The sequence below is a fragment of the Archaeoglobus sulfaticallidus PM70-1 genome (genome assembly GCF_000385565.1).
Classification (GTDB): Archaea; Halobacteriota; Archaeoglobi; order Archaeoglobales; family Archaeoglobaceae; genus Archaeoglobus_A; species Archaeoglobus_A sulfaticallidus.
Map to the genome: position 1 here is coordinate 580,341 of NC_021169.1, position 22,499 is coordinate 602,839.

At 43.6% G+C, this 22,499-nt stretch carries 27 protein-coding genes, 1 tRNA gene and 1 pseudogene; 24 read left to right on the top strand and 5 right to left on the bottom strand.

What is annotated here, in order from left to right; translation table 11 throughout:
• Nucleotides 1-18: 18 nt before the first annotated feature.
• Complete coding sequence (locus ASULF_RS03100) at nt 19-324, bottom strand: PRC-barrel domain-containing protein (protein WP_015590245.1); 306 nt, start codon at nt 322-324, stop codon at nt 19-21.
• Nucleotides 325-556: 232 nt separating this feature from the next.
• Between ASULF_RS03100 and ASULF_RS03105 the strand changes: the two genes are divergently transcribed.
• The 8 genes from ASULF_RS03105 to rpsB all read left to right on the top strand — a co-directional run bounded on the left by ASULF_RS03105 (nt 557) and on the right by rpsB (nt 4,223).
• The gene (locus ASULF_RS03105; RefSeq protein WP_015590246.1) at nt 557-934 is read left to right on the top strand and encodes a 50S ribosomal protein L18e; all 378 of its coding nucleotides are present in this window, start codon (nt 557-559) and stop codon (nt 932-934) included.
• Between the two features lie 11 nt (nt 935-945).
• Nucleotides 946-1,413, top strand: coding sequence for a 50S ribosomal protein L13 (gene rplM / locus ASULF_RS03110; RefSeq protein WP_015590247.1), 468 nt, complete (start codon nt 946-948; stop codon nt 1,411-1,413).
• Nucleotides 1,410-1,808, top strand: a complete 399-nt coding sequence (locus ASULF_RS03115) for a 30S ribosomal protein S9 (RefSeq protein WP_015590248.1) — start codon at nt 1,410-1,412, stop codon at nt 1,806-1,808. Before rplM ends, ASULF_RS03115 begins: the two co-directional genes overlap by 4 nt.
• Before the next feature lie 34 nt (nt 1,809-1,842).
• Nucleotides 1,843-2,043 (top strand): DNA-directed RNA polymerase subunit N, encoded by a 201-nt coding sequence (locus ASULF_RS11480; RefSeq protein ID WP_081622993.1) that lies wholly within the window; start codon nt 1,843-1,845, stop codon nt 2,041-2,043.
• Nucleotides 2,029-2,102 (top strand) — tRNA-Pro (locus ASULF_RS03120). Before ASULF_RS11480 ends, ASULF_RS03120 begins: the two co-directional genes overlap by 15 nt.
• A gap of 14 nt (nt 2,103-2,116) precedes the next feature.
• On the top strand, nt 2,117-2,365 hold the full coding sequence (locus tag ASULF_RS03125) for a DNA-directed RNA polymerase subunit K (RefSeq protein WP_048098288.1): 249 nt from the start codon (nt 2,117-2,119) through the stop codon (nt 2,363-2,365).
• 9 nt (nt 2,366-2,374) lie between these two features.
• Nucleotides 2,375-3,583, top strand: a complete 1,209-nt coding sequence (gene eno / locus ASULF_RS03130; protein WP_015590250.1) for a phosphopyruvate hydratase — start codon at nt 2,375-2,377, stop codon at nt 3,581-3,583.
• A gap of 10 nt (nt 3,584-3,593) precedes the next feature.
• Nucleotides 3,594-4,223, top strand: a complete 630-nt coding sequence (gene rpsB / locus ASULF_RS03135; protein WP_015590251.1) for a 30S ribosomal protein S2 — start codon at nt 3,594-3,596, stop codon at nt 4,221-4,223.
• 398 nt (nt 4,224-4,621) lie between these two features.
• On the opposite strand, the gene ASULF_RS03140 is transcribed toward rpsB, so the two are convergent.
• Nucleotides 4,622-5,290: a helix-turn-helix domain-containing protein gene (locus ASULF_RS03140; protein ID WP_015590252.1), complete on the bottom strand. Its 669-nt coding sequence runs from the start codon at nt 5,288-5,290 to the stop codon at nt 4,622-4,624.
• Nucleotides 5,291-5,431: 141 nt separating this feature from the next.
• Here ASULF_RS03140 and ASULF_RS12275 point away from each other — a divergent pair, with 141 nt between their 5' ends.
• Nucleotides 5,432-6,376 (top strand): L-lactate permease, encoded by a 945-nt coding sequence (locus tag ASULF_RS12275; RefSeq protein ID WP_015590253.1) that lies wholly within the window; start codon nt 5,432-5,434, stop codon nt 6,374-6,376.
• The gene (locus ASULF_RS12280; protein ID WP_015590254.1) at nt 6,343-7,071 is read left to right on the top strand and encodes an L-lactate permease; all 729 of its coding nucleotides are present in this window, start codon (nt 6,343-6,345) and stop codon (nt 7,069-7,071) included. Before ASULF_RS12275 ends, ASULF_RS12280 begins: the two co-directional genes overlap by 34 nt.
• Before the next feature lie 117 nt (nt 7,072-7,188).
• Here the strand turns inward: ASULF_RS12280 and ASULF_RS03150 are convergent, their stop codons facing one another.
• The gene (locus tag ASULF_RS03150) at nt 7,189-8,124 is read right to left on the bottom strand and encodes an alpha-hydroxy acid oxidase (protein WP_015590255.1); all 936 of its coding nucleotides are present in this window, start codon (nt 8,122-8,124) and stop codon (nt 7,189-7,191) included.
• An 89-nt stretch (nt 8,125-8,213) separates the two neighbouring features.
• Between ASULF_RS03150 and ASULF_RS03155 the strand changes: the two genes are divergently transcribed.
• From ASULF_RS03155 to ASULF_RS03175, 5 genes are read left to right on the top strand one after another with little or no spacing between them, the layout of a single operon-like run.
• Nucleotides 8,214-9,605, top strand: a complete 1,392-nt coding sequence (locus ASULF_RS03155) for an FAD-linked oxidase C-terminal domain-containing protein (protein WP_015590256.1) — start codon at nt 8,214-8,216, stop codon at nt 9,603-9,605.
• On the top strand, nt 9,605-9,910 hold the full coding sequence (locus tag ASULF_RS03160) for a (Fe-S)-binding protein (protein ID WP_015590257.1): 306 nt from the start codon (nt 9,605-9,607) through the stop codon (nt 9,908-9,910). Before ASULF_RS03155 ends, ASULF_RS03160 begins: the two co-directional genes overlap by 1 nt.
• A complete protein-coding gene (locus ASULF_RS03165; RefSeq protein WP_015590258.1) occupies nt 9,910-10,839 on the top strand; it encodes a (Fe-S)-binding protein in 930 nt (309 codons plus the stop codon). Before ASULF_RS03160 ends, ASULF_RS03165 begins: the two co-directional genes overlap by 1 nt.
• Nucleotides 10,823-11,191, top strand: a complete 369-nt coding sequence (locus ASULF_RS03170) for an LUD domain-containing protein (RefSeq protein WP_015590259.1) — start codon at nt 10,823-10,825, stop codon at nt 11,189-11,191. Before ASULF_RS03165 ends, ASULF_RS03170 begins: the two co-directional genes overlap by 17 nt.
• A gap of 3 nt (nt 11,192-11,194) precedes the next feature.
• Nucleotides 11,195-12,286 carry a lactate utilization protein B gene (locus ASULF_RS03175; RefSeq protein WP_015590260.1) on the top strand — a complete coding sequence of 364 codons (1,092 nt, stop codon included), beginning with the start codon at nt 11,195-11,197 and terminating at the stop codon, nt 12,284-12,286.
• 160 nt (nt 12,287-12,446) lie between these two features.
• On the opposite strand, the pseudogene ASULF_RS12175 reads toward ASULF_RS03175, so the two are convergent.
• Nucleotides 12,447-12,748 (bottom strand): annotated as a pseudogene (locus ASULF_RS12175) (helix-turn-helix domain-containing protein); the annotation flags it as partial.
• Nucleotides 12,749-12,850: 102 nt separating this feature from the next.
• Here ASULF_RS12175 and ASULF_RS03185 point away from each other — a divergent pair.
• The 9 genes from ASULF_RS03185 to hisS are packed head-to-tail and all read left to right on the top strand — an operon-like array spanning nt 12,851 to nt 20,868.
• Nucleotides 12,851-13,537 (top strand): indole-3-glycerol phosphate synthase TrpC, encoded by a 687-nt coding sequence (locus ASULF_RS03185; protein WP_174269875.1) that lies wholly within the window; start codon nt 12,851-12,853, stop codon nt 13,535-13,537.
• 2 nt (nt 13,538-13,539) lie between these two features.
• Nucleotides 13,540-14,514, top strand: coding sequence for an anthranilate phosphoribosyltransferase (gene trpD, locus ASULF_RS03190; protein WP_015590263.1), 975 nt, complete (start codon nt 13,540-13,542; stop codon nt 14,512-14,514).
• The gene (locus tag ASULF_RS03195; RefSeq protein ID WP_015590264.1) at nt 14,487-15,788 is read left to right on the top strand and encodes an anthranilate synthase component I; all 1,302 of its coding nucleotides are present in this window, start codon (nt 14,487-14,489) and stop codon (nt 15,786-15,788) included. The genes trpD and ASULF_RS03195 overlap by 28 nt, the downstream gene beginning before the upstream one ends.
• 1 nt (nt 15,789) lies before the next feature.
• The gene (locus ASULF_RS03200) at nt 15,790-16,359 is read left to right on the top strand and encodes an aminodeoxychorismate/anthranilate synthase component II (RefSeq protein ID WP_015590265.1); all 570 of its coding nucleotides are present in this window, start codon (nt 15,790-15,792) and stop codon (nt 16,357-16,359) included.
• A complete protein-coding gene (locus tag ASULF_RS03205) occupies nt 16,356-17,018 on the top strand; it encodes a phosphoribosylanthranilate isomerase (protein ID WP_015590266.1) in 663 nt (220 codons plus the stop codon). Before ASULF_RS03200 ends, ASULF_RS03205 begins: the two co-directional genes overlap by 4 nt.
• Nucleotides 17,018-18,172 (top strand): tryptophan synthase subunit beta, encoded by a 1,155-nt coding sequence (gene trpB / locus ASULF_RS03210; RefSeq protein WP_015590267.1) that lies wholly within the window; start codon nt 17,018-17,020, stop codon nt 18,170-18,172. The genes ASULF_RS03205 and trpB overlap by 1 nt, the downstream gene beginning before the upstream one ends.
• Nucleotides 18,169-18,924, top strand: coding sequence for a tryptophan synthase subunit alpha (trpA, locus tag ASULF_RS03215; RefSeq protein WP_015590268.1), 756 nt, complete (start codon nt 18,169-18,171; stop codon nt 18,922-18,924). Before trpB ends, trpA begins: the two co-directional genes overlap by 4 nt.
• A gap of 21 nt (nt 18,925-18,945) precedes the next feature.
• Nucleotides 18,946-19,611, top strand: a complete 666-nt coding sequence (locus ASULF_RS03220; RefSeq protein ID WP_015590269.1) for an RNA ligase partner protein — start codon at nt 18,946-18,948, stop codon at nt 19,609-19,611.
• Between the two features lie 15 nt (nt 19,612-19,626).
• Nucleotides 19,627-20,868: a histidine--tRNA ligase gene (hisS, locus tag ASULF_RS03225; RefSeq protein ID WP_015590270.1), complete on the top strand. Its 1,242-nt coding sequence runs from the start codon at nt 19,627-19,629 to the stop codon at nt 20,866-20,868.
• On the opposite strand, the gene ASULF_RS03230 is transcribed toward hisS, so the two are convergent.
• Entirely contained in the window at nt 20,837-22,267 is a 1,431-nt protein-coding gene (locus ASULF_RS03230; protein ID WP_015590271.1) for a replication factor C large subunit, read from the bottom strand. The genes hisS and ASULF_RS03230 overlap by 32 nt on opposite strands.
• Nucleotides 22,268-22,499: the final 232 nt, after the last annotated feature.

The window sequence follows — 22,499 nt, forward strand, 5'->3', positions numbered from 1 at the left end:
AAATTTTAAATTTTATTTTTAGATTTCCTCAATTTCCTCCTCTTCTTCCTCCTCTTCAACCTCCTCAGCTTCTCGCTTCTTGTCTTTCAGAACCTTAAATATGTCTTTGATCAGAATTATATCATTGACGGATTTTACGAATCTGTAGGGGATTATCACTCCCGGAGCTTTTGACTCAATCAGTGATTTGTTGTAATCGACTATGGCAAGTCCTTTGATCACCCTATGCTCAACATCGATGACAACATCGTTAACCTTGCCGACATACCTGCCCTCATCAGTATATACCTTCAAGCCGAAAAGCGTTGATATCTCACTGATCATAAAACCACCACTAACAATTCGTAACGACCAAATATATAATGTTTTACCTTAATTATCCTTAAATTATTCTCAGTCTACGATGATGGTAGAATGCTTGAATGGAAAAATTCTTAATTCGGGATGGTATTGTTGTGGTAGATTGAAGAACCCTCCGTCTGAGCATAGTTACCTTTAAATAACCTTTGGTTAGATTGCTCCTTCACGAGATTAAGGTTAACGGGATGTGATTTGCATGAGTAGAATAAGAAAAAGGATGGCTAGAAAGACGAATCCCAATCTTATCAGGTTAATCGAGGATTTACTTGAGCATAGCGCAAAAAACGAGTCCAAGTTGTGGAGAGAGGTAGCCGAGCATCTTGCAAAGCCGAGAAGAAAGCAGGCTGAGGTTAACCTGTCGAAGATCCAGAGGTATCTCAGGGATGGAGAGGTAGCCATCGTTCCTGGAAAGGTTCTTGGGTCTGGAGAAATTGATAAGCCATTGAAAGTCGCTGCACTGGCTTTTTCAGAGAAGGCAAGGTCAAAGATAGTATCTGCTGGCGGAGAGTGCATGAGCATTGAGGATTTGATGAAGGTAAATCCAAAGGGAAGCAAAGTCAGGATTCTCATATAGGGAGGGATATCATGACGGTTAATGTAAAGAGGATTCTCGATAGGTTGGGTGATTTTACGGTTATCGATGCTGAAAATCATGTTCTTGGAAGGTTATCAAGCATAATTGCCAAAAGGTTGCTCAACGGTGAGAAAATAGTTGTTGTTAATGCTGATAAAGCGGTTATAACCGGTGAGAGATCGATGGTTTTCAACAGATACAGGGAGAAATACGAGAGAGGCAGCAAGGAAAAAGGCCCGTATTATCCAAGACATCCGGAAAGAATTTTCAAGAGAACGGTTAGAGGGATGCTGCCGTGGAAGAGCAGGAGGGGTAGAGAAGCATACAGGAACCTGAAGGTCTTTATTGGAGTTCCCGAGGAGCTTCAGGGTAAGGCGGAAGTGGTAGAATCTGCCCTGCTTGAGAAGGTATCCAAGGCTGAGAAGTATGTAACTGTTGGGGAGGTAAGCAGGTTTTTGGGATATGAGGTGGAAGCATGAAGATTCTGGTTACAAGTGGTAAAAGGAAATCTGCTGTGGCAAGAGCAACCATAAGGCCTGGAAAGGGAAGGGTTAGAATAAACAAGATACCAATAGAACTCATAACTCCGGAAATGGCGAGGAACATTATAATGGAGCCACTCATAATGGCAAAGGAGCTTGCAAACAAGGTGGACATCGATGTGAACACGAACGGCGGTGGATTCATGGGGCAGGCTGAAGCTGCAAGAACAGCAATTGCCAGAGCGCTGGTTGAGTGGAGCGGAGATGAAGAGCTTAGAAAGGTCTATCTCGAGTACGATAGAACACTTCTCGTCAACGACATCAGAAGGAAGGAGCCAAAGAAGCAGATGGGCAGGGGTGCAAGAAAGAGAAGGCAGACTTCTTACAGATAAATTTATTTAATTTGACATTTTAAATGGTGTTGATATGTTTCCGGTAAGATGCTTCACTTGTGGAAAGGTCATCGGTCACCTCTGGGAGAGCTATCAGGAGAAACTCAGAGAAGGCAAAACTCCTAAGGAAGCTTTGGATGAGCTGTCGATTGACAGGTACTGCTGTAGAAGGATGTTCCTGACATACAAGTCCGTGATTAAGGAATTTATGAAATTCAAGGGGGCCGTGAGGTAGCCTGGTTATCCTGCGGCGTTCGGGACGCCGTTACCCGAGTTCAAATCTCGGCGGCCCCATGATGCATGGGGTGATGAATACGGTATCAAAATCAAAGTCTAAAAAAAGTTATTTTCCCTTTGAATACACGAGATTTGAGAAGGCAAGAATCATCGGAGCGAGAGCTCTGCAGATAGCGATGGGTGCGCCCGTTTTAATCGATACTGATAAGACCGATCCTCTTGATATAGCCAGAGAGGAATTCGAGAGGGGGGCAATACCGATCACTGTTAGGAGGAAGAAGGATGGCTTCGTCTGGCTTGAAAATTATGGATTATTCTGAGGTGTCGATATGGTGATTGAAGACCTGATTTACAGAATTGTTTTTGACAGCAGAGGTAACAGAACGGTTGAGTGTGAGGTTTTTTCTGATGAATTTTCTGCAAGGGCCATTGCTCCTGCCGGGGCCTCAACCGGGACTGAGGAGGCCATTGTGAAGGATGTTTCCTTCATTGATGAGGTTCAGGAGAAAGTTTCGAGAGCCCTTGTAGGAATCAGTGTTTTTGATCAGGTTGAGGTTGATGAAACTCTCAGAGAGATTGACGGGACTGAAAATTTCTCAAATATTGGTGGTAATTTCGCGATAACGGCAAGTTTGGCCGTTGCAAAACTTGCAAGTGCTATTTCTGGATTCCCGCTTTATGCCTATCTCGGAGGTATTTTCGCTAAGGAGCTTCCTTACCCCCTTGGGAATGTCATCGGCGGTGGAGCACATGCTAAAGGTTCTACGAGCATACAGGAATTCCTAGTAATCCCCGTGGGTGCGAAAGACTTCTTTACAGCCCAGTATGCGAACACAATGGTTCACAAGAAAATAAAGGAGGAAATGAACGCGAGAGGTATATTTTCTGCCAAGGGAGATGAGGGAGCCTGGGCGGCACAAATCAGTGATGAGATGGCTTTTGAGATCATAAAGGCTGCAATAGATGGAGTGAGAGATGAAACGGGCATAGAAGTCAGAATGGGGATAGATGTTGCGGCAACCGAGCTATGGGATGGAGAGAGGTATGTTTACAGCGATAAGAAGCTCACGACTGAAGAGCAGATAGCATACATGGCAGAACTGAGCGATAAGTACGATTTGCTGTACATCGAAGATCCTCTTCACGAAAACGATTTTGAAGGATTTGCTGAGCTGACAAAGGCCGTGAATTGCATGGTCTGCGGGGATGACATTTTTGTAACGAACATAAAGAGGATTCAGAAGGGTATAGAGATGGGTTCAGCAAACACGGTTCTGATAAAGCCGAATCAGATTGGAACTCTAACTGATACATTCAGGGCTGTAAAGCTGTCAAAGGAAAACGGTTATGATATCGTGGTCTCCCACAGGAGTGGTGAGACTGAAGATGAAACGATAGCCCATCTCAGTGTTGCCTTTAACGCAACATTAATAAAGACGGGAGTAGTTGGTGGCGAGAGAATTGCAAAGCTCAATGAGCTTATAAGAATTGAGGATGAAATGAACAAACCATCAATGGTTAAAATAAAATGGATATAGGTGATTTACGATGATTAGTGAGGATAAGGAAGAAAGCATGGTTAGAGAGGACGGAACATACGAGTATCTCGTGCCAACGGATGAATACCTGTCCGCTGGAGTTCATATCGGCACCCAGATAAAGAGCGGAGACATGAAGAGGTTCATCTACAAAGTTCGCCCGGATGGTCTGTATGTGCTTGATATAAGGCAGCTCGATGAGAGAATAAGGGTCGCAGCGAAGTTTCTCTCCAAGTTTGATCCTCCGAGGATACTGGTTGTGTCTGCGAGGCAGTATGGTCAGAAACCAGCAAGAATGTTCGCCAAGATAGTGGGTGCTGATGTTATAACAGGCAGATTCGTCCCAGGAACACTCACGAACCCGTACCTCAGCGAATACAGGGAGCCGGATGTTGTCGTCGTCACAGATCCAGCGATAGACTCTCAGGCTGTGAAAGAGGCAACAGATGTTGGAATACCGGTAGTTGCACTCTGCGATTCAAACAATCAGGCGGAGAATGTTGATCTGGTCATTCCAACAAACAACAAGGGAAGAAAAGCCCTTGCATTAGTGTATCTGCTGCTGGCCAGAGAGATGCTCAGGCTCAGAGGGGTTGAGGAGTTCTCATACACGATTGAGGACTTTGAGGCTGAGCTTTAATTTTCCTGATTTTGCTTTTTCGACATCACAATTTTTTGTTTTTGTATTGTTTTCTATCCTGAAGAGCTAATTGGTGAAGCATTTTTGTGAATTCTCAATTTAGTTTTACACTTTCTTTTCAATCCCACTGCCTCCTTACAAACCACATAACCCTGTCAGGAGTTAGCTATGCCAGAAAACATTGCAGATGGCTAAGACATCAACAATATGAATCAAGCTTTAAAACAATTTATCCCTTCTATGCTCCTCCTCAATCCAGAATCCAGTCCGTACAGACTAAATGGTATGCATCTTTTTTATCTTCCATGATTATTTTACGATCTTACTCTACCAAATCTGGAATGTTAACGACTTTGGAAGCAAGAAAGAACACTCTTCAAATAGAAACATGATGGTAATTACTGGAAGAGACTTCCAATTATTTTCTTTTCTGCCCCTCTAAGCCTCTTCAAAAATGCGTTCTTAGATATGCCGTTTAGCTTTGCAAGTTCAAAAAGGCTGCATTTTCTTGGTACTTCATAATACCCCCCTGAATATGCTTGTTTCAGTGTTTTTAGCTGTATTTCTGTAAGCTTTTCAAGGCTTTCAGCGAATTTTGAAACAATATCTATATTTGCGAAAATCTTAATCAGACTGTCAACCTCAATTTCCTTCACTTTCTCAACATACGTATTGCTTGAGATTTCAAGGTTTTCTATTACCGTATTTCTTGAATGTTTGTCAGGGACGAGTACTATCCATCTTTCTACTCCATTCGAAATTATGATTGGTGGTATAACTCTGCCACCAGATTTAACAACGGCTTTCCATGCGTATGTTGGTCTCATTTTGTAAATGACACCAAGCTCATACTTGGTTTTTGATGTTATGGTTATATCCCATATACCTGTCTTTCTCATTCTCTCTATCAGATCATCTCTGAAAACGTCACCTGAGAATATAGAATAGAGAATTTCGTAATTATCGTGAAAATCAACTGTGAGGATGTTTACATCCATATCGCTTTTTTCGCTGACAGCGATATTGCAACAATCTTCTTGATATAGTGTAAGCATCAAGGCATGCATATTAACTCACCTATTATTGTGACAGATTCTCGAAAGTTTACAGCCATAGAGAGGCATTTGATAAAATACTTGTGGTTCACAGGTTTACCACACGAATTAATAATGTTATTCTATTTTCATTTAAGAAGGGAGGTGTCGTGCTTGATTGAGGCTTTAATAGCTGCAACACCGATATTACTTGTACTGGTACTGATGGCAGGTTTTAGGATGTCTGCAATGAAAGCGATGCCAATTGGCTGGCTTGTTACAGTGATCATAGCATATGCCTACTGGAAGATGCCACTGCAATGGATTGCGGCAGCAACTGTGAAGGGGACTCTTGTGGCCATATCAATCCTGCTTGTAGTATTTGGTGCAGTCTACCTGTATTACGATGCCAGGCTCAGCGGTGCAACAAGGGCGATTACAAGGGGAATGATGAGTCTATCCAGGGACAGAAGAATTCAGGCTGGGATTGCATTTCTTCTCGTGACCTTCTTCGAGGGTGCTGCAGGCTTTGGAACGCCGGGAGCTATTGTTGGACCTCTGCTTGTTGGAATCGGCTTCCCACCGGCAATAGCAGCTCCACTCGTGCTGATATTCGACTCGTCTCCTGTATCTTTCGGAGCTGTCGGTATTCCGGTGTGGGGAGGGCTTGGCGCATCTCTCGACAGTCCTGTCGTTGAACAGGTGCTGTCTCAGTACGGCATAACTCTCCAGCAGTTCCTTTACAAGGATGTCACATTCTGGACGGCAACGCTTCACGGCATTATGGCAATCTTCGTTCCACTTATGGGCGCAACTTTCCTTGTGATATGGAGCGGTGGAAAGCTCAGCGATGTCAAAGATGCAGTTCCATCATTGTTGCTTGCTGGCTTGAGCTTTGCAATTCCCTACTGGCTTCTTGCAAGATTCTTTGGTCCAGAATTCCCATCGCTTGTTGGTGGTATTATCGGTCTTGCTATCTATGCCGCACTGCTTAAAGCTGGCTTTGCACCGAAAACAACATGGGACTTCCCAAAGAAGATGGATGTTGGCGAGGAGCATGTAAAATACGAGAGAGAGAGTTTACAATGCTTGAGGCTATGGTTCCATATGTTCTTCTGACAGCAGGATTGCTTTTAACAAGGCTTGTTCCATCAATCAAAGCATTTTCAACAAGCTTTCTGACAATTCCTATTGGCAACATCCTCAGCACTTCGCTTTCACACACATTCAAGCTGCTCTACAATCCAGGAACGATATTCATAATCGCAGTCCTGGTTAGCAATGTTATTTTCAGATTGAGTCCAAATCACACAAAGAATGCCCTGAAGACCACTGCAAAAGGAGTAGCTCCGGCAGCCATAGCTTTAATCTTTGCTGTATCTCTGTCTCAGATAATGATGAACTCCGGCCACAATGAGGCTGGAATGGACAGCATGCTGAAAGTCATGGCTGAAAGCCTCGCAATGGCGACAGGGAAGGGATACATATTCCTTGCAGTCTTCGTTGGAATACTCGGAGCATACATGGCTGGGAGCAACACCGTATCGAACATCCTCTTTGGTGGATTTCAGTTTGAGATAGCCGGCTTTGTTGGATTGCCAAAGACCATAGTGGTTGCACTGCAAAATGTTGGTGGTGCTGTGGGTAACATGATCTGTGTCCACAACGTTGTTGCAGTCTGTACAACATGCGGAATTTTAGGCAGTGAAGGAGAAGTAATCAGAAAGAACCTACTGCCAAGTGCACTGTATGCAATTATTGTCAGCGTTGTGGCAGCAATAGTCGTATTCGCTCTGGCTCTGAATCTCGTTTGAGTCTTTTGAATTAATTTTAATTTATTTTTTTTAAGAAATTTAGAGAAATGATTTTGAATTTTAATATCTGTGATTGCTCGTGTTTAATGAGTCCGGTTAAGTTCGCAGACCAAAAAATTAGAAAATTACTGCCTCTCTGTTTATCTCGCCAACTTCTTTAAAGCCAGTTAAAACCATAATTCGCTTAAGTTCTTCTCCTATCACCTCAAGAATTTCTTTAAGCCCGTTCTCAAAAGCGAGAGCGTAAACAACTGGTCTTCCAATGAGAACAAAGTCCGCATTCAGCGCAAGAGCCTTGAGTACATCGCTGCCATACCTGAACCCGCTGTCGACACCTGTCTCAACAACCTTTTCAACATTTGCGAGTATCTCAAGAGGTGAAACCGCTGAATCAATAACCCTGCCACCATGGTTAGAGATGACGACAGCGTCGCTGAAGCTTGATGCATCGTAATAATCCTTCTCGCTGAGCACACCTTTAACTATAAACGGCAGCTTTGTTGTTGATGCGATGTCCTCAAGCTCTTTTTTGCTCAGCGCCTTCATACCACCATATGCTATAACGCTCTTACCAACTTTAATTCCGGCGGCAGAGTCGATGTCTATGCCAACAGCAAGAGCTTTGGATTTCTCTGCCCTTTCAATTTCCTGATAGATTTTATCCCTGTCTTTCATCGGCTTTATTATCCATACAAATGGCTGCTCAAAGCTCTCAACATCATCCTGTATCGGATAACCAATCCAGGGCACCACTCCAGCATCCCACGATTCCTTGATTATTCTGTGAAAGCATCGTGCATCAACTGATTTCACAAGCCCTGAAAGTGGAGCGGGCATCACAGGCATGGAGATTTTCCTGCCGAGAAACTTCGATGACAGACTTGGCTCGATGTCGCCAATAACGCGCATTTTTATGCCTATTGAGTCAAGAACTTCCCTGTTCCTTAAAATCGTTAAACCCCTCTCAGTTCCACCTTCGAGAATAGATAAATTTACTCCTTTTCTTGATAAAATTTCTCTCGCTTCTCCAATGATCTCATCGACACTTCTCATACCACTTACTTTACTTTAATGTATTATAATTTTTCATGGCTCACATGTAAACCTCAACTATCATCCATTATTGTGGGAAATACCAATCAATGGATGTTGTTAACAAGCTGAGGGAGATTGTTGGAGAAGAGAATGTCAGCGATGATGAGCTCGTCAAAGCCCTGCATGCAAAGGATGCCATAGGCAAGGTTGGCGAAGCAATAGCAGTCGTATTTCCAGAAAACACCGAGCAGGTAGCAAAAATTGTGAAATTCTGCTACGAGAATGGAATAAAGATTTATCCTCAGGGCAGTTCGACAGAGCTGAGCGGCTCTTCAACACCTCACAGAGGAATAGTAATCAGCTTTTCAAAGATGAACAGTATTGAGGAGATAAATATTACTGATGGCTACGCTGTCGTTCAGCCCGGTGTGAGGCTTGTTGAACTTGAGGAAGAGCTGAACAAGCATGGATACATGTTTCCAGTAGATCCTGGCTCCTTGCGCTCAGCGACTGTTGGAGGGGCGATAAACACGGGAGCCGGAGGGATGAGAGGGGCGAAGTATGGAACGATGGTTGATTGGGTTCTTGGGCTCGAGGCTGTGTTGCCGACAGGTGAGATCATAAACATCGGTTCAAAAACGCTGAAGTGCAGGCAAGGCTACAATTTAACAAAGCTCATAGTTGGGAGCGAAGGCACGCTCTGCCTTGTAACCAAAGCAATTCTGAAGATTGCACCTATGTCTGAGAATATGGTTTATGCTGCAGCTTTCTTTGAGACTGCTGAGAAAGCAATGGCTGCTGTGGCCGAAATAAGGAAAAGAAGAATTCTTCCTGCAGTGATGGAGTTCTTTGACGAAGATGTTGTGAGGATGGGCAGAGAAATGGTCGATGTCGATGGCGAGGGAAACATGTTGATAATAGGTGTTGAGTGCAATCATGAAGCATCGGAAAGAATTGCCTCAACCCTCAACGAGATTCTCAGCAGGGATGCAAGCAAGGTAATAGTTGCAAAAGATGCCAGAGAGGCTGAGGAGAAGAACCTTATGGGCCTGAGGAGAGCTTTCTATCCACTTGCGATAAAGCTCGGCTCAGAAGAGTTCAAAACATCTTCAACGCTCGTCTTAATAGAAGACTTTGCCGTTCCTGTTTCGAAGCTTCCAGAGGCAATAAATGCAGTTAAGGAGATTGGAAAGAAATACGGCTTTACAGTTCTGACAGGCGGACATGTGGGTGATGGAAACATCCACCCGATGATATGGACTTCACCAGAGGACAAAGATATGCTGGATAAGGCTGAGAAGTTCTACATTGAGGTTATGGAAGTTGCCCTGAAGCTTGGAGGGACTGTTAGCGCTGAGCATGGAATTGGTGAGATGAAAAAACTCGGACTTGAGATGGAGATGAAGTACCGAAATAGCGAGAAAGCTCTGGAGATAATGAGGGAAATCAAGAAGGTGTTTGATCCGAAAAACATACTCAACCCGGGCAAGGTGATCTGATGAAGGGCGCTCTACTCAGGGAGATATCAAGGTGCTCATTCTGTGGCTTTTGCGAGGCTGCATGTCCCACAAGGTTTATGATTAAAAGAAATTACACGCCAAGGGGCAGGATAAACACAATAATATTTGCCCTTAAAAACAGGCTAACGACCATCGAAAGTGTGAATGGTATCTTCTCATGCCTTGAATGTGGGGCATGCAAACCTTACTGCCCGGCAGGTATTGACATACCCAGAGTTATTAGGGAGTTCAGACACCTTGTAAGGGTTGAAGAAGTTGGAGTTTTAACCCAGGAGGTGAAATGATGATCAGGCCAAAGTATGTAATCAACCTTCTCTCGGACAATATCAGGAAAACCCGCAATCCTCTTGCAATTCCCAATGATTTGATAAACAAATGGTGGGATGGCGTAGAGAATAACGGCGAATGGCTTTTTTTCACAGGCATGCTCTATCAGCTAACACCCTACATAGAAACGGTCGTCAGATACCTTGAGAAGTTTGAAAACTCAAAACTTGAGGGCTTCCTATCTCTCTCAAACATCATACCAAAATTCTTATTCAGATTGATCAGCCTGCTGACATCCAGCAAGAACAAGAGCGAAGCGAATGAGATACTCAGAGGTATTTATTCTCTACTGAATGACGCAGGCATAGATGTTTATTACAGGCCAGAACTCGATTGCTACAGCGGAATCCTGCTCTACGACTTTGGAGATGATGAGGGCTTTGAGGAGCATGCCAAATTTGTGGCTGAAAATCTGGAAAAGGCGGGAGTGAAGAAGATAGTAACTGTTGACCCCCACACAACTTATGCGCTGAAGGTTCTGTATCCAAAGTATGCTGGCAAAAGCTTTGAAGTGAAAAATTATCTGGAACTGCTTGAAGGGAGAATTAGTGGAAAGGGTAATGGGAAAGTTGTTATCCATGATCCATGTTACTACGGAAGGTATCTTGAGATATCTGAAAAGCCAAGAAAGCTGCTTGAAAGCATTGGTGTTGAATATGCCAACATTCGTAACTCAGGAAACCTCACATCCTGCTGTGGAGGGCCAATAGAGGCATTATCTCCAAAAATTTCGAGAGATGTAGCAAAGCTCAGGCTTGAAGAGCTTGGAAATGGCAGAATTGTAACAATGTGTCCTGTGTGCATGGCGAATCTGAGGAGAGCCGGTGGAAATACTGAGGACATAGCACTGTTGCTCAGGAGGTATTCAAATGGAAAAGCTGATTGAGGCGTTGAAGAGAAACAGCGTCGAAGTAATCATTTCTGAAGACCCTCACAGAGAAGCTGAAAAATACAGCAATGTTTTTGTGTGCGAGGCTGCGAGTGCCGCAGAAGATACTGGCATAATATTCTTTGTCGGATTCGAGAAAAGAAAGAATGCTGCTCTTGCAGCCCATCACGTTGCCATTGTTAAAAAAGCGGACATAATGCCAGACACAATCTCTGCATACCTGCATGCCGCAAAGAAGGGAGACATAGTGTTTGCATCAAGCAGCGCATCGAAAACTGCAGACATTGAAGGAAAGCTCGTCTGGGGGATGCACGGGCCAAAGAAGCTTACAGTCATACTGGAGGGGTGAGAAATGGACATCTATTCTGCCATCAAAAATGAATCAATTAGAGCTGGAATTCTGCGCTCATGGAACAATCTCCACAATGCGGTAGAGCAGAATTTGGAGCGATTTCCGTTTCTAAGGGATTTTGCTAAGGATGTTAAAGAGGCTAAGCTTGAAATCGCAAAGAATTACGAGTACTGGATAGATAAGGCGGCAAAAGCACTTGAAGATGCAGGAGCTACAGTGTATTTTGCTGAAAACGCTGAAAAGGCGAGAAAAATTGCTGGAGAAATTGTTGGAAGTGGAAAAATCGTTGTGAAGGCAAAATCGATGGTTTCTGAAGAAATTCATTTGAGAGAATATTTACAGCAGCTCGGCAATGAAGTCTGGGAGACCGATCTTGGCGAGCTTATAATTCAGCTTGCCAATGACAAGCCGATGCACATAGTCATTCCTGCTTTGCATTATTCCGAGCAGCAAGTTGCAGAAATTTTGAAGAAAATAGGCATAGAAGGAAGAAATGCTGAAGAGATGGCTAAAGGCGTGAGAGTTTTCATGAGGGAGAAGTTTAAGAATGCTGATGTTGGAATATCTGGATGTAATGCTTTCTCCGTTGAAAATGCGAGAGTATTCCTTATCGAAAATGAGGGCAACATAAGATTATCGACATCACTACCAAAGACATACATTGCGCTCATAAGCATTGATAAAATACTGCCAGATGATATTTTAGCTTTGAAATCCGTCATTGTTCAGGCAGCATTCTTTGGCACCTTCCCTCCCGGCTACATCAATGTCAACAGACCTGTTGCAGGCCAAGAAATGCACGCTATATTTATAGACAACGGTAGAAGCTCGACAGAGTTTGTGGAGCAGCTCTCATGCGTTAGATGTGGGAGATGTCAGCTCGAATGTCCAATTTTCCAGCTTTCCGGCAACATCTGGGGAGGAAGTGTTTATGGAGGTCCAATGGGCATGGGATGGAGTGCCATTACTGGGGAGATGACAGAAAATGCATTTCTGTCGTGTCTCTGCAGCAAATGCAAGCATGTATGCCCGATGTACATTGACATTCCCGAGATAATCAGGAAGATTAGAATAAAAATAGGTAAGGGGTAGATTATTGTACTTCTATTTTTTATTATATGCTCTGATATGCTTTTAATTGTCGATTATAGTAAATGTTTTTACAAGAGCATAGGTCGATAGAGTTTCTCCAGCGCTGAATCCTGACTCGTTTAGAGATTCTGTCATTGTGAAGCATTTTAATGCAGGATTTTGTGTTGTGAGGAATGTGAAATCCATAGATCTCTTCCATCTTCTTTTCAAGGTTTACTGGGTCTAGATTGATTTTGTAAGCTTTCACCACGATTTCTTCTGTTTCTTTGTCTATTTTCTTAGGTTTTTTCTGTCTTCTAACTGGGATCTTGCCTATTTTTTCTTGAAGTTTTTGATGATTTGGTAGATTTGGTAGATTCTCTGCCTTGTTACTCGAAAGAATTTGGCTATCGTTCTTATCGTTTTTCCCTTGAGCCACAGTTTCACTATTCTTGCTAGATCTATGTTTGTTAGCTTTCTCACATACTCTTGGTGTAAAGTTATTTCGGGATAGTGAATTTTTCATATTGGAAAAGTTTAAATACACTACGGATGATTAGTCGTTCATGATAAGAATGTGCTTTGGTGATGGACTTTGGTCTTGCTGAGAGGATAGAAGTGTACAGGGAGTTTGTAAATCCTGTTATAGCTGAAATAAAGACTTACTCCCCAATCCACGGAGATTTAGTCAGAAACAGAAATGTTATAGACATCTTGAGAGCTTATGAGAATGCAAATGCTGTAGGCATTTCTTATATAACTGCAAGGGAGTTTAAGGGAGATTTTGAGAACCTTAAACTGATCTGCAAGGAGACCGAGCTACCGGTTTTGAGGAAAGACTTCATTCTTAGCAAAGAAGAGATAGAAAGGACAGCCAGTGCTGAAGCTTCAGCAATTCTTCTGATTGCGAGATTACTGGGGCATAAAACCGCGGAATTCGTTGATCTGGCACATGAAAGCGATTTAGAAGCTCTGGTTGAAGTACATAGCGCAGAGGACATCCAGATTGTGGAGGAGAGCAAAGCAGAGATTATCGGGATAAATAATCGGGACATAATGAAGCTTGAAAAGGATGATGGAGATGTCTCGGTTACTGAGAGACTCTCTGGTTTGATATCGGTTAAAGGCAGGATTGTAGTTAGTGCAAGTGGAATCAGAACCCTTGAAGATCTAAAAAGAGCCCTGAAGTGTGCGGATGCTGTTCTGATTGGTACAGCTCTGATGATGGCTGATGATCCAGAGAGCAAGCTCAGAAGCTTTGTAGAGGGATAGACATGCTCGATTTGTTGGTTGAAAAGAAAAAACTCGATTTTGACTCAGCATATAATCTATTCACAGAAATGTTCAACGAGTCTGAGATCAGGATCTCAGCATACCTTTCGGCACTTCAGACGAAAGGTTACTCGGGGGAAGAGCTTGCTGGCTTTGCGAAGGCTATGAGGGATAAGGCTATTAGAGTTGATTTTGGAGAGGTCTGTGATACCTGCGGTACTGGTGGTGACGGATCGAACACGATAAACGTCAGCACGACTTCAGCAATTATCCTGTCATGCTATAAAAGGGTTGCAAAGCATGGAAACACATCCATCACCTCGAAAAGTGGTTCGGCCGATTTGCTGAAAGCACTGGGGATAAACTACTGGCTTTCACCAGAGGAAGCGAAAGAATGCATTGAGAAAACCAATTTCACATTTCTCTTCGCTCCACTCTATCATCCAGCACTGAAAAGGGTGATGCCGGTAAGAAAAGAGCTGGGGATCAGAACGGTCTTCAATGTACTGGGCCCTCTTGCCAATCCAGCGAATCCAGAACATCAGCTGATCGGAGTTAGCTCTGAGCACCTCGTTGATGTCGTTGCAGAGGCATTGATGTTTCTGGGGGTTGAAGCTGTGGTTGTTCATGGGAATGGTATTGATGAGGCAAATCCCAGAAAGGAGAGTGTTATTGCTGTTGTGTCTGAGGATATAGAGAAATTCAGGATAAAACCCGAAGATTTTGGCTTAACTCCGGTAAAGATTATTCCATGTAGTGGGGCAGAAGAAAGTGCTGACAGGATCTTCAGGGTTCTTTCGGGAAAGGGCTTTAGAGAGGATAGAAACTTTATTGTCATCAACTCTGCTCTTGCTTTATTTTCTACCGGAATTGATGATTTTCACGAGTGCAGAGAGCTTGCAGAATCTGTTCTGGGTGAAACAGCGATCAAAAAGCTGGAGGGTATAAGATGCTTTTCCACAAAATCGAGTATGTAGAGCCCGAAAAACTGTACTGTGTTCTGAGAGATGACAGCTATCCATTTATTCTTGAATCTGCGGATAAGAATGAGCTGAAAGCCAGACATACTTATATCTCATCAAATCCTGAGTACATAGTTCAGATAAATAAAAGTGGGATGAAGATAAATCGAAAGCGAGTATCCAAGGTGAGCAACCCATTCAAAGCTCTGAAGAACTTGATTAATGGCTGTGTTGGTGGAGAAAGATTCGTTGGGGGTCTTGTAGGATATATTCCCTATCAGGCGGTTTACAATTACATCGACGGAGACCTCAGTGAACCAGCAGTCTTTGGATTTTATCCTCATGTTTTTGTTTACGACAATTTTGCGAGGACACTGTATTATAATGGAGACAGGGAGTATGCTGAGCAGGTGGTTTCTAGGGCTAAAAGTATTGAGATCGAAACAGAGAACGGAGAATCAAATATACTGAGTACAGATGCTGATAGAGATGATTTTGTCGAAATGGTGTATCGGGCTAAGGACTACATCCTTGCGGGAGATGCATTTCAGATAGTTCTGTCGAGGGAATATGCTGTGGACACAGAGCTAACACCCTTCGAATTTTACAGAAACCTTAAAAGGATAAATCCAAGTCCGTATATGTTCCTTTTTGAATTTGAAAAAGCCATTGCTGGAGCATCCCCGGAAACAATGGCATCTGTTATCGGGAACATCGTAAAAATAAATCCAATTGCAGGGACGATTAAAAGAGGAAAAGATGGGGAAGAGGATGAGATTCTCATAAAAAAACTCATGAGTGATGAGAAAGAGATTGCTGAACACATAATGCTTCTCGATCTTGCGAGAAATGATGTCCGGAAGGTGTCGAGATCTGGAAGTGTTAGTGTAAGTAGGTACATGGAGGTTGTGAAGTACAGCCATGTTATCCATATCGAGAGCGAGGTATGTGGTGTTCTTGAAGATGGTAAAACGGCATTTGATGCGATGGAATCGGCATTCCCTGCAGGAACTCTTACAGGGGCACCAAAAATAAGGGCAATGGAGATAATCAGGGAGCTTGAAAGGTCTCAGAGAGTGGTATACGGGGGATGCGTGGGTTACTTCTCTTCAAACGGATGGGCTGATATGGCCATAGCCATAAGGATGGCCGAATTTGATGGTAAGTGCAGAGTGAGGGCTGGAGCAGGGATAGTCTCGGATTCGGTTCCAGAAAATGAATACTATGAGACTGAAAGGAAGATGTCTGCAGTTTTGAAGGCGCTAAATCTATCCTGTGTGGAGGTGTAGAATGATCGTTTTAATCGATAATAGGGATTCATTCGTGTGGAATCTTGCAGAATATACTTCTCTATTTGACAGAGTAAGGGTAGTCGATAATGGAATAAAGCTGTATGAACTTAAAAAGATGGATCCGGATGGAATAATCATCTCTCCTGGTCCGGGATCTCCTGAACGGAGAGAGGATATTGGTAACTGTGCTGAGATTGTGATCGAGATGGATGTACCGATCTTGGGAATCTGTTTGGGTCATCAGATTATAGCCCATGCTTTTGGGGGACTCGTTGGAAGAATAAAGCCAGTTCATGGAAAGAAGAGCCTGATCATGCACGATGGAAAAACAATATTCTCTGATGTCCAAAACCCGATTTTTGGGGGGAGATATCACTCCCTTGCAGTCAAAAAAGTTCCAAAGGGATTTGAGATCTCGGCCATCACTTGCGATGGAACCATTATGGGTATAAGGTGTAAGAACAGGCCCATTGAGGGCTTGCAGTTTCATCCGGAGAGTGTACTCACAGAATTTGAGAGGAAAGAGGGTTTGAAAATAATCAAAAATTTTGTGAGGTTGTGCAAATGAAAGTAAAAATTTGTGGAATAAGGAGTGCCGGGGAGCTTGATCTTGTGGAGAAGTACGCTGATTTTACCGGGGTTATAGTTAAAAGCCAGTCCAGAAGGTGTATCAGCCTTGAGAAGGCTGGAGAGCTAATAGATATCTCCTCAATCCCGGTGTTTGTTGTTTCCACAGCGAGCTTTGAAGTCTGGAACGAGATCATTCGAAAGCTGAACCCTGAATTCATCCAGATCCATTCGGAGATGCCAGCAGAATTCGTTCAGGAGTTCAGGGACATGGGACTTTTTATTATGAAGGTTTTTAAGGTTCCTTTATCTGTTTTGGATTACATCCAGTTTTCAGAGGAGCTTGTGAAAAAGATTGAATCCTTCCCAGCAGATCTGATACTGCTCGACAGCGGAAATGGAAGCGGGAAAATGCATGACCTGAGAGTTAGCAGGGAGATTTGCAGGAGGGTAGAACGAAAGATAATGCTTGCTGGAGGTCTGAATCCACAGAATGTGGGGTATGTGGTTAGCTTTGTCAATCCATATGGTGTGGATGTCTCCTCTGGAGTGGAACGGGATGGAAAAAAAGATAAGAGCCTTATACAGAATTTTTTAGCCAGTTTGGATGATTTTGAGCAAGAACAGGAAGCGAATACGGGTTTAACTGGGGTGGTTTAGTGTCATCTAAGGGAAGATTCGGAGAGTTTGGTGGGAGATTCGTTCCCGAAGTTTTAATTCCTCCACTTGAGGAACTTGAAATGGCTTATGAGAAAATAAAGGATGATAAAAGCTTCAAAAAAGAACTGGATTGCTACCTCCGAAACTACGCTGGAAGGCCCACACCGCTCTATTATGCAAAAAATTTGAGCGAGAAGCATGGTGCCAAGATCTACCTGAAGAGGGAGGATTTGCTCCATGGGGGCGCACATAAGATAAACAACACAATCGGACAGGCTTTACTTGCGAAATACATGGGTAAAAAAAGGATTATTGCTGAAACAGGTGCTGGACAGCATGGTGTGGCAACAGCAATGGCAGGATCACTGTTTAAACTTAAAACAGAGATATACATGGGTGCTGAAGATGTTGAGAGACAGAAAACTAATGTTTTCAGGATGAAGCTTCTTGGAGCAGAGGTTATCCCAGTAAACAGCGGTACGAGAACACTGAAAGATGCAATAAATGAGGCTTTACGGGACTGGGTGGCGAGTTTTGAAAGTACACACTATCTGATAGGTTCTGTTGTAGGACCCCATCCATATCCAACGATTGTCAGGGATTTTCAGAGCGTTATCGGATTTGAAACCAGAGAACAGATCCTAAAGGCTGAAGGAAGTCTGCCAGATACCGTTGTGGCCTGTGTTGGTGGAGGGAGCAATGCGATTGGTATCTTCCACGCTTTTGTGGAGGATGATGTTGAGCTGATAGGAGTTGAGGCTGGAGGAAATGGGGTGAACAATTCAGCCTCTCTAAATTCTGGAGATAAGGGAGTATTACATGGAATGCTGTCCTATTTTTTGCAGAATGAAGATGGCCAGATGAAGGATACCCACAGCATAGCTGCTGGCCTGGATTATCCGGGAGTTGGCCCGGAACATGCATATCTGAGGGACACAAAAAGGGCTGAGTATGTGGTTGTGAGCGATGAAGATGCTTTGAATGCCTTTGTGGAGCTATCGAAGCTTGAGGGCATAATTCCGGCTCTGGAATCTGCTCACGCAATAGCGCATGCAATAAAAATCGCTGAGGAGCGTGGTGGAATAATTGTTGTGAACCTTTCTGGCAGGGGAGATAAGGACATTTTCATTGCGATGGAGGCTTTGAAAGCATGAAACTGAATAAGTCAATTATAACATTTATAACGGCTGGAGATCCGAGTAAAAAAGCAACGATCAACTTTCTGTTTGCAATGGAGAAATATGCAGACATTCTGGAGCTTGGCATTCCATTTAGCGATCCTGTGGCTGATGGCGAGGTGATTCAGAGGGCGAACTACAGAGCATTGAAGCACATGAGGCTGCAGGATGTCTTTTACATTGTTGAGGAATTCAGGGAGCATTCTGACAAACCTCTCATCCTGATGACATACTACAATCCTGTTTTCAGAATGGGTCTGGAAAAATTCGTTTCAAGAGCCAAGGAAGCTGGAGTTGATGGACTGATTGTTGTGGATCTGCCAGTCGATGAGGCAGATGATCTCATCAAAGTAAGCAGGAAATATGGGATTGGAAATGTGTTTCTTTCAGCTCCAAACACTTCTGAGAGCAGGTTAAAGGCTATAGATGAAGTTTCTGAGTTTATATATCTTGTCTCAACTTACGGTGTTACAGGTGAGAGGGATAAGATATCGAAGCTCGCATTTGAATCACTCAGCAGGATCAAAAGGATCTGCAACTCTCCAGTGGCTGTGGGGTTTGGAGTCTCGAAGGAGGATCATGTCAGGGAGCTTTTTGATGCCGGAGCCGATGGGGTTGTGATGGGGAGTGCGATCGTGAGGCTTATAGAGAGATATGGAGAGGATGCTGAGGATTTAATTGCAAAGAAGTTGAAAGCAATCTCAGCAGTTAAAGAAAAAACTAAGTAGCTTGATATCCTCTTTTTTTTTATGAGACAGAGATTCGTACTTGACACCACAGCACTAACGGATACAGGTATGAGGGAAAAGGAGGGCTTTGAAAGCATCTGCGATTCTACAAACAAGCTTCTAACATTCATAGCGAAAGCGAGATTGAAACTGGATATAAGCTGTTATATTCCATATCCCACGGTTTATAACGAGCTTTTAAGCTTTCTTAAGAGATATAACTGCGATGAGGATGTAATTGCTAAAATGGATACTTGGCTTGTGAAGAAAACTCCGAACAGATATGAGGTTAAGATTCCTGCAGCAATCTTTTACGAGTATGTGCTCACAATGAGACAGAAGATAAATCAGGGTAAAAAGCTCGCTGAAGAATACCTCTGGGAAAGTTCTGCAATAACTTCCAAGCTTATAGGGTCAAAAAGCTCTGGGGACATCGAAAAAGAGATCGGAAACTTAATAAGCAGGTTCAGGGAGAGGTACAGGGTTACGCTCAGAGGGGGAATACTCGACAGCGAGCCTGACATAGATGTGCTTTTGCTCGCCAAGGAACTTGAGGCTGGAGTCGTGAGCAGTGATGCTGGCATAAGGAAGTGGGCTGAGAAACTTGGGTTAAGGTATGTTGAGGCATCAAAGTTTCCTAGAATGCTCAGAGAATATTTAAAAGCAATTGGTGAGTCTGAGGATTAGTGTGGTGGTGGTCGGATGAAAGTAGAGAGACCCAGAGGGACGAGAGATTTTCTACCAGATGTGATGGAGAGGAGGAGGTCTATTGAGCGGATTATGAGGGAAACTGCTGAGAGATATGGGTACAGGGAGATATGTACACCGACATTCGAACACCTCGAACTCTTCACGATAAAAAGTGGAGAGGGGATAGTTGAGGAGATATATGCTTTTAAAGACAAATCTGGTAGGGACTTAGCTCTAAGGCCTGAGCTAACAGCCCCTGTCATGAGGGTGGTTGTCAACGAATGCTCGGTTATGCAGAGGCCAATGAGGTTCTACTACTTCTCCAACTGCTTCAGATATGAGAACCCGCAGAAAGGCAGATACAGGGAGTTCTGGCAGTTCGGGGTTGAGCTTGTTGGTTCAGGATCATATCTTGCGGATTTGGAGGTTATAGTCCTTGCGTATAACATTCTGAAGAATCTAAACATCGAGTTTGAACTCAGAATCGGGCATGTAGGGCTTATGAGGGAGCTATTCAAGGATCTGAGTGAGGAGAGGTACAGAAAGGTTATGAGGTTGATAGACAAGAACAACCTGGAGGAACTGGAAAAGCTCCAGCCAGATTATGCTGAAATGGTTAGGGAATTGATTGCTTTGAAGGGCAAGAGAGAGGTAATAGATCTTGCAAGAAGACTGGTCCCTGAATTCGATTTTGAACATCTGGAAAGATTATCTAACGCTTTGGATCTTCTGGGCATAGAATATAGCATAGACTTCAGCATCGTCAGGGGCTTGGATTACTATACCGGAATAGTCTTTGAGGCGTTCGCGAAGAGGGGATTGGGAGCTCAAAATCAGATCTGCGGTGGTGGAAGCTACCGCCTGACACATCTCTTTGGTGGGGAGGACATTCCATCAACCGGATTTGCGATAGGCTTCGACAGGATAGCGGAGATATGCGAGATTCAGGCTGAGAAGAAGGGAGGCATAGTTGTCGCCTCAACTCCCGCGATGAGGGTTGAGGCAATGCTGGTAGCAGAGATGCTTAGGAAGGAGGGCTTGAAGGTCTATGCTGATGTGATGGAGCGAAATCTCAGAAAGCAGCTGAGCTTTGCAAACTCCATTAATGCGGAGTTTGCCATCATCGTTGGAGAGGACGAGTACAAAGCTGGGGAGGTTGTTGTCAAAGATCTCGAAACCGGGAAGCAGGAAAGGGTGGCGATAGACAGCATCGCATCTGAAATCAAAAGAATGAGTCGAGCGTCATCTCTTTAACTTTCTTTCCCTTGGTTTTGACATCCTTTCTGTTGGTATCTCCATCAGCCTTTTCTGCCCTTTCTGTTTCTCTTTTCTTTCTTTCGAATCTTTCAAATCCATCCAAGATGTTGCTCTCGTCAACCATGTGTAGGTTCTTTTCCTCGATTATCTTGATTATCCTCTCCGCTTTCTTGGCATTGGTTAGAAATTCGAGGTCTTCTTTATCGAACTCGTAAAATGCTGAGATTCTGGCACATCTCTCATCATCCAGCCTCTCCATCAGAGCCTTTATCAGATAAAACATTTCGTTATGGGCCTTCTTCATTGACATGTGGGAATGCTTCCCGATCTTTGCCAGAACCTTTTTCAGCTTTTCTCTTCTGCCCCTCGAGTAGCCGAGCTTCATCCAGAATGAGGGAGTTTTATACCTGGTAAATCCACCCTTTCTCTCCTTTTTTATAACCTGGATTCCTGTGGTCATGAGGTATCCTGCATACTTCCACAGCCTGTAAAACTGCCTCCTTCTAACCCTGCCAAGGAATATGTCAGCTCTGGAGAGCCTTGATAAGGCTCTGAATAACTCCTCACCGTCCATCTCAAGCGGGATGTTCTCGCTGACCCACCATATGAAATCCTCAGGCGTTTCGTCGAGGAGCATGGAGGCTGAATACGCATCGTTATCCGTTTTGAAGATCATCTGAAGGACTTTGAAGACATCTGTTTCCTGAGTTCTCTTCGCAATAGCCAGATCTTCGAGCTTAACGAACTCTTTTCCCTCGCAAACAGCCTGTAAGTCGTTGATGGCTGCTCTGAGATCTCCTCCGCTGTTTTTGGCGATCTCCTCCAGAACACCCTCCTCAACCTTTATTCCCTCAATACTGCAAATTCTCTTGAGAACCTTGGCTATAGACCTGACATTCAATCTTCTGAACTGTATAAGCTTGCACAAACCCCTCAATTCTTTTGAGAGAGCATAGAGGTCGTTGGCAATTAAAATCAGGGGTTGGGGTGGTTTTTTCTTTATGATTCTTATAAGGGCCCTCTCTCCACCGGCATCTTCTCTCTTATGTATGTTGTCAACCTCATCGAGTATTATAACCTTCCTTCTCTTCTCAGAACTTCTCAAAAACTCTCCGCTCTCACTTAAAGTCTCACTGAAAGCTCCCTCTCCAACAATTCGCGTAATTATCTCCCAGTTTCTCTGATCGCTTGCGTTCATCTCCACGGCTTCCCAGCCGTATGTGTTTGCAATAGCCAGAGCGAGGCTGGTCTTTCCAACTCCCGGAGGGCCGGCCAATAAAAGCGGTTTTCTGTGGGAGTCGAAAGTCTCCGCCCATTTTTTTATCTCACTGATTACCTTCTTTTCAGCAACAACATCTGAAAGTGTTTTTGGACGGTATTTTTCAACCCATAGCATTTGAGTTCTGTTTCGGGAAGGATGTATAATAAATTTGGGGTTTAACATTTTATAAAGTTTTGAAGGAATTTATGATGTGAACTATCGCTAACCTCTACACCATAATCAAACTTTTGGAACTTCCCTGGGATAGAACGATCCCAATCTCCTCTTCATATCTTCTAACAAATAGTATAACGGTATTTTTGCCACTTTGAGGGCGTTGTCTCCTCCTTTTTTCTAAATACATTCA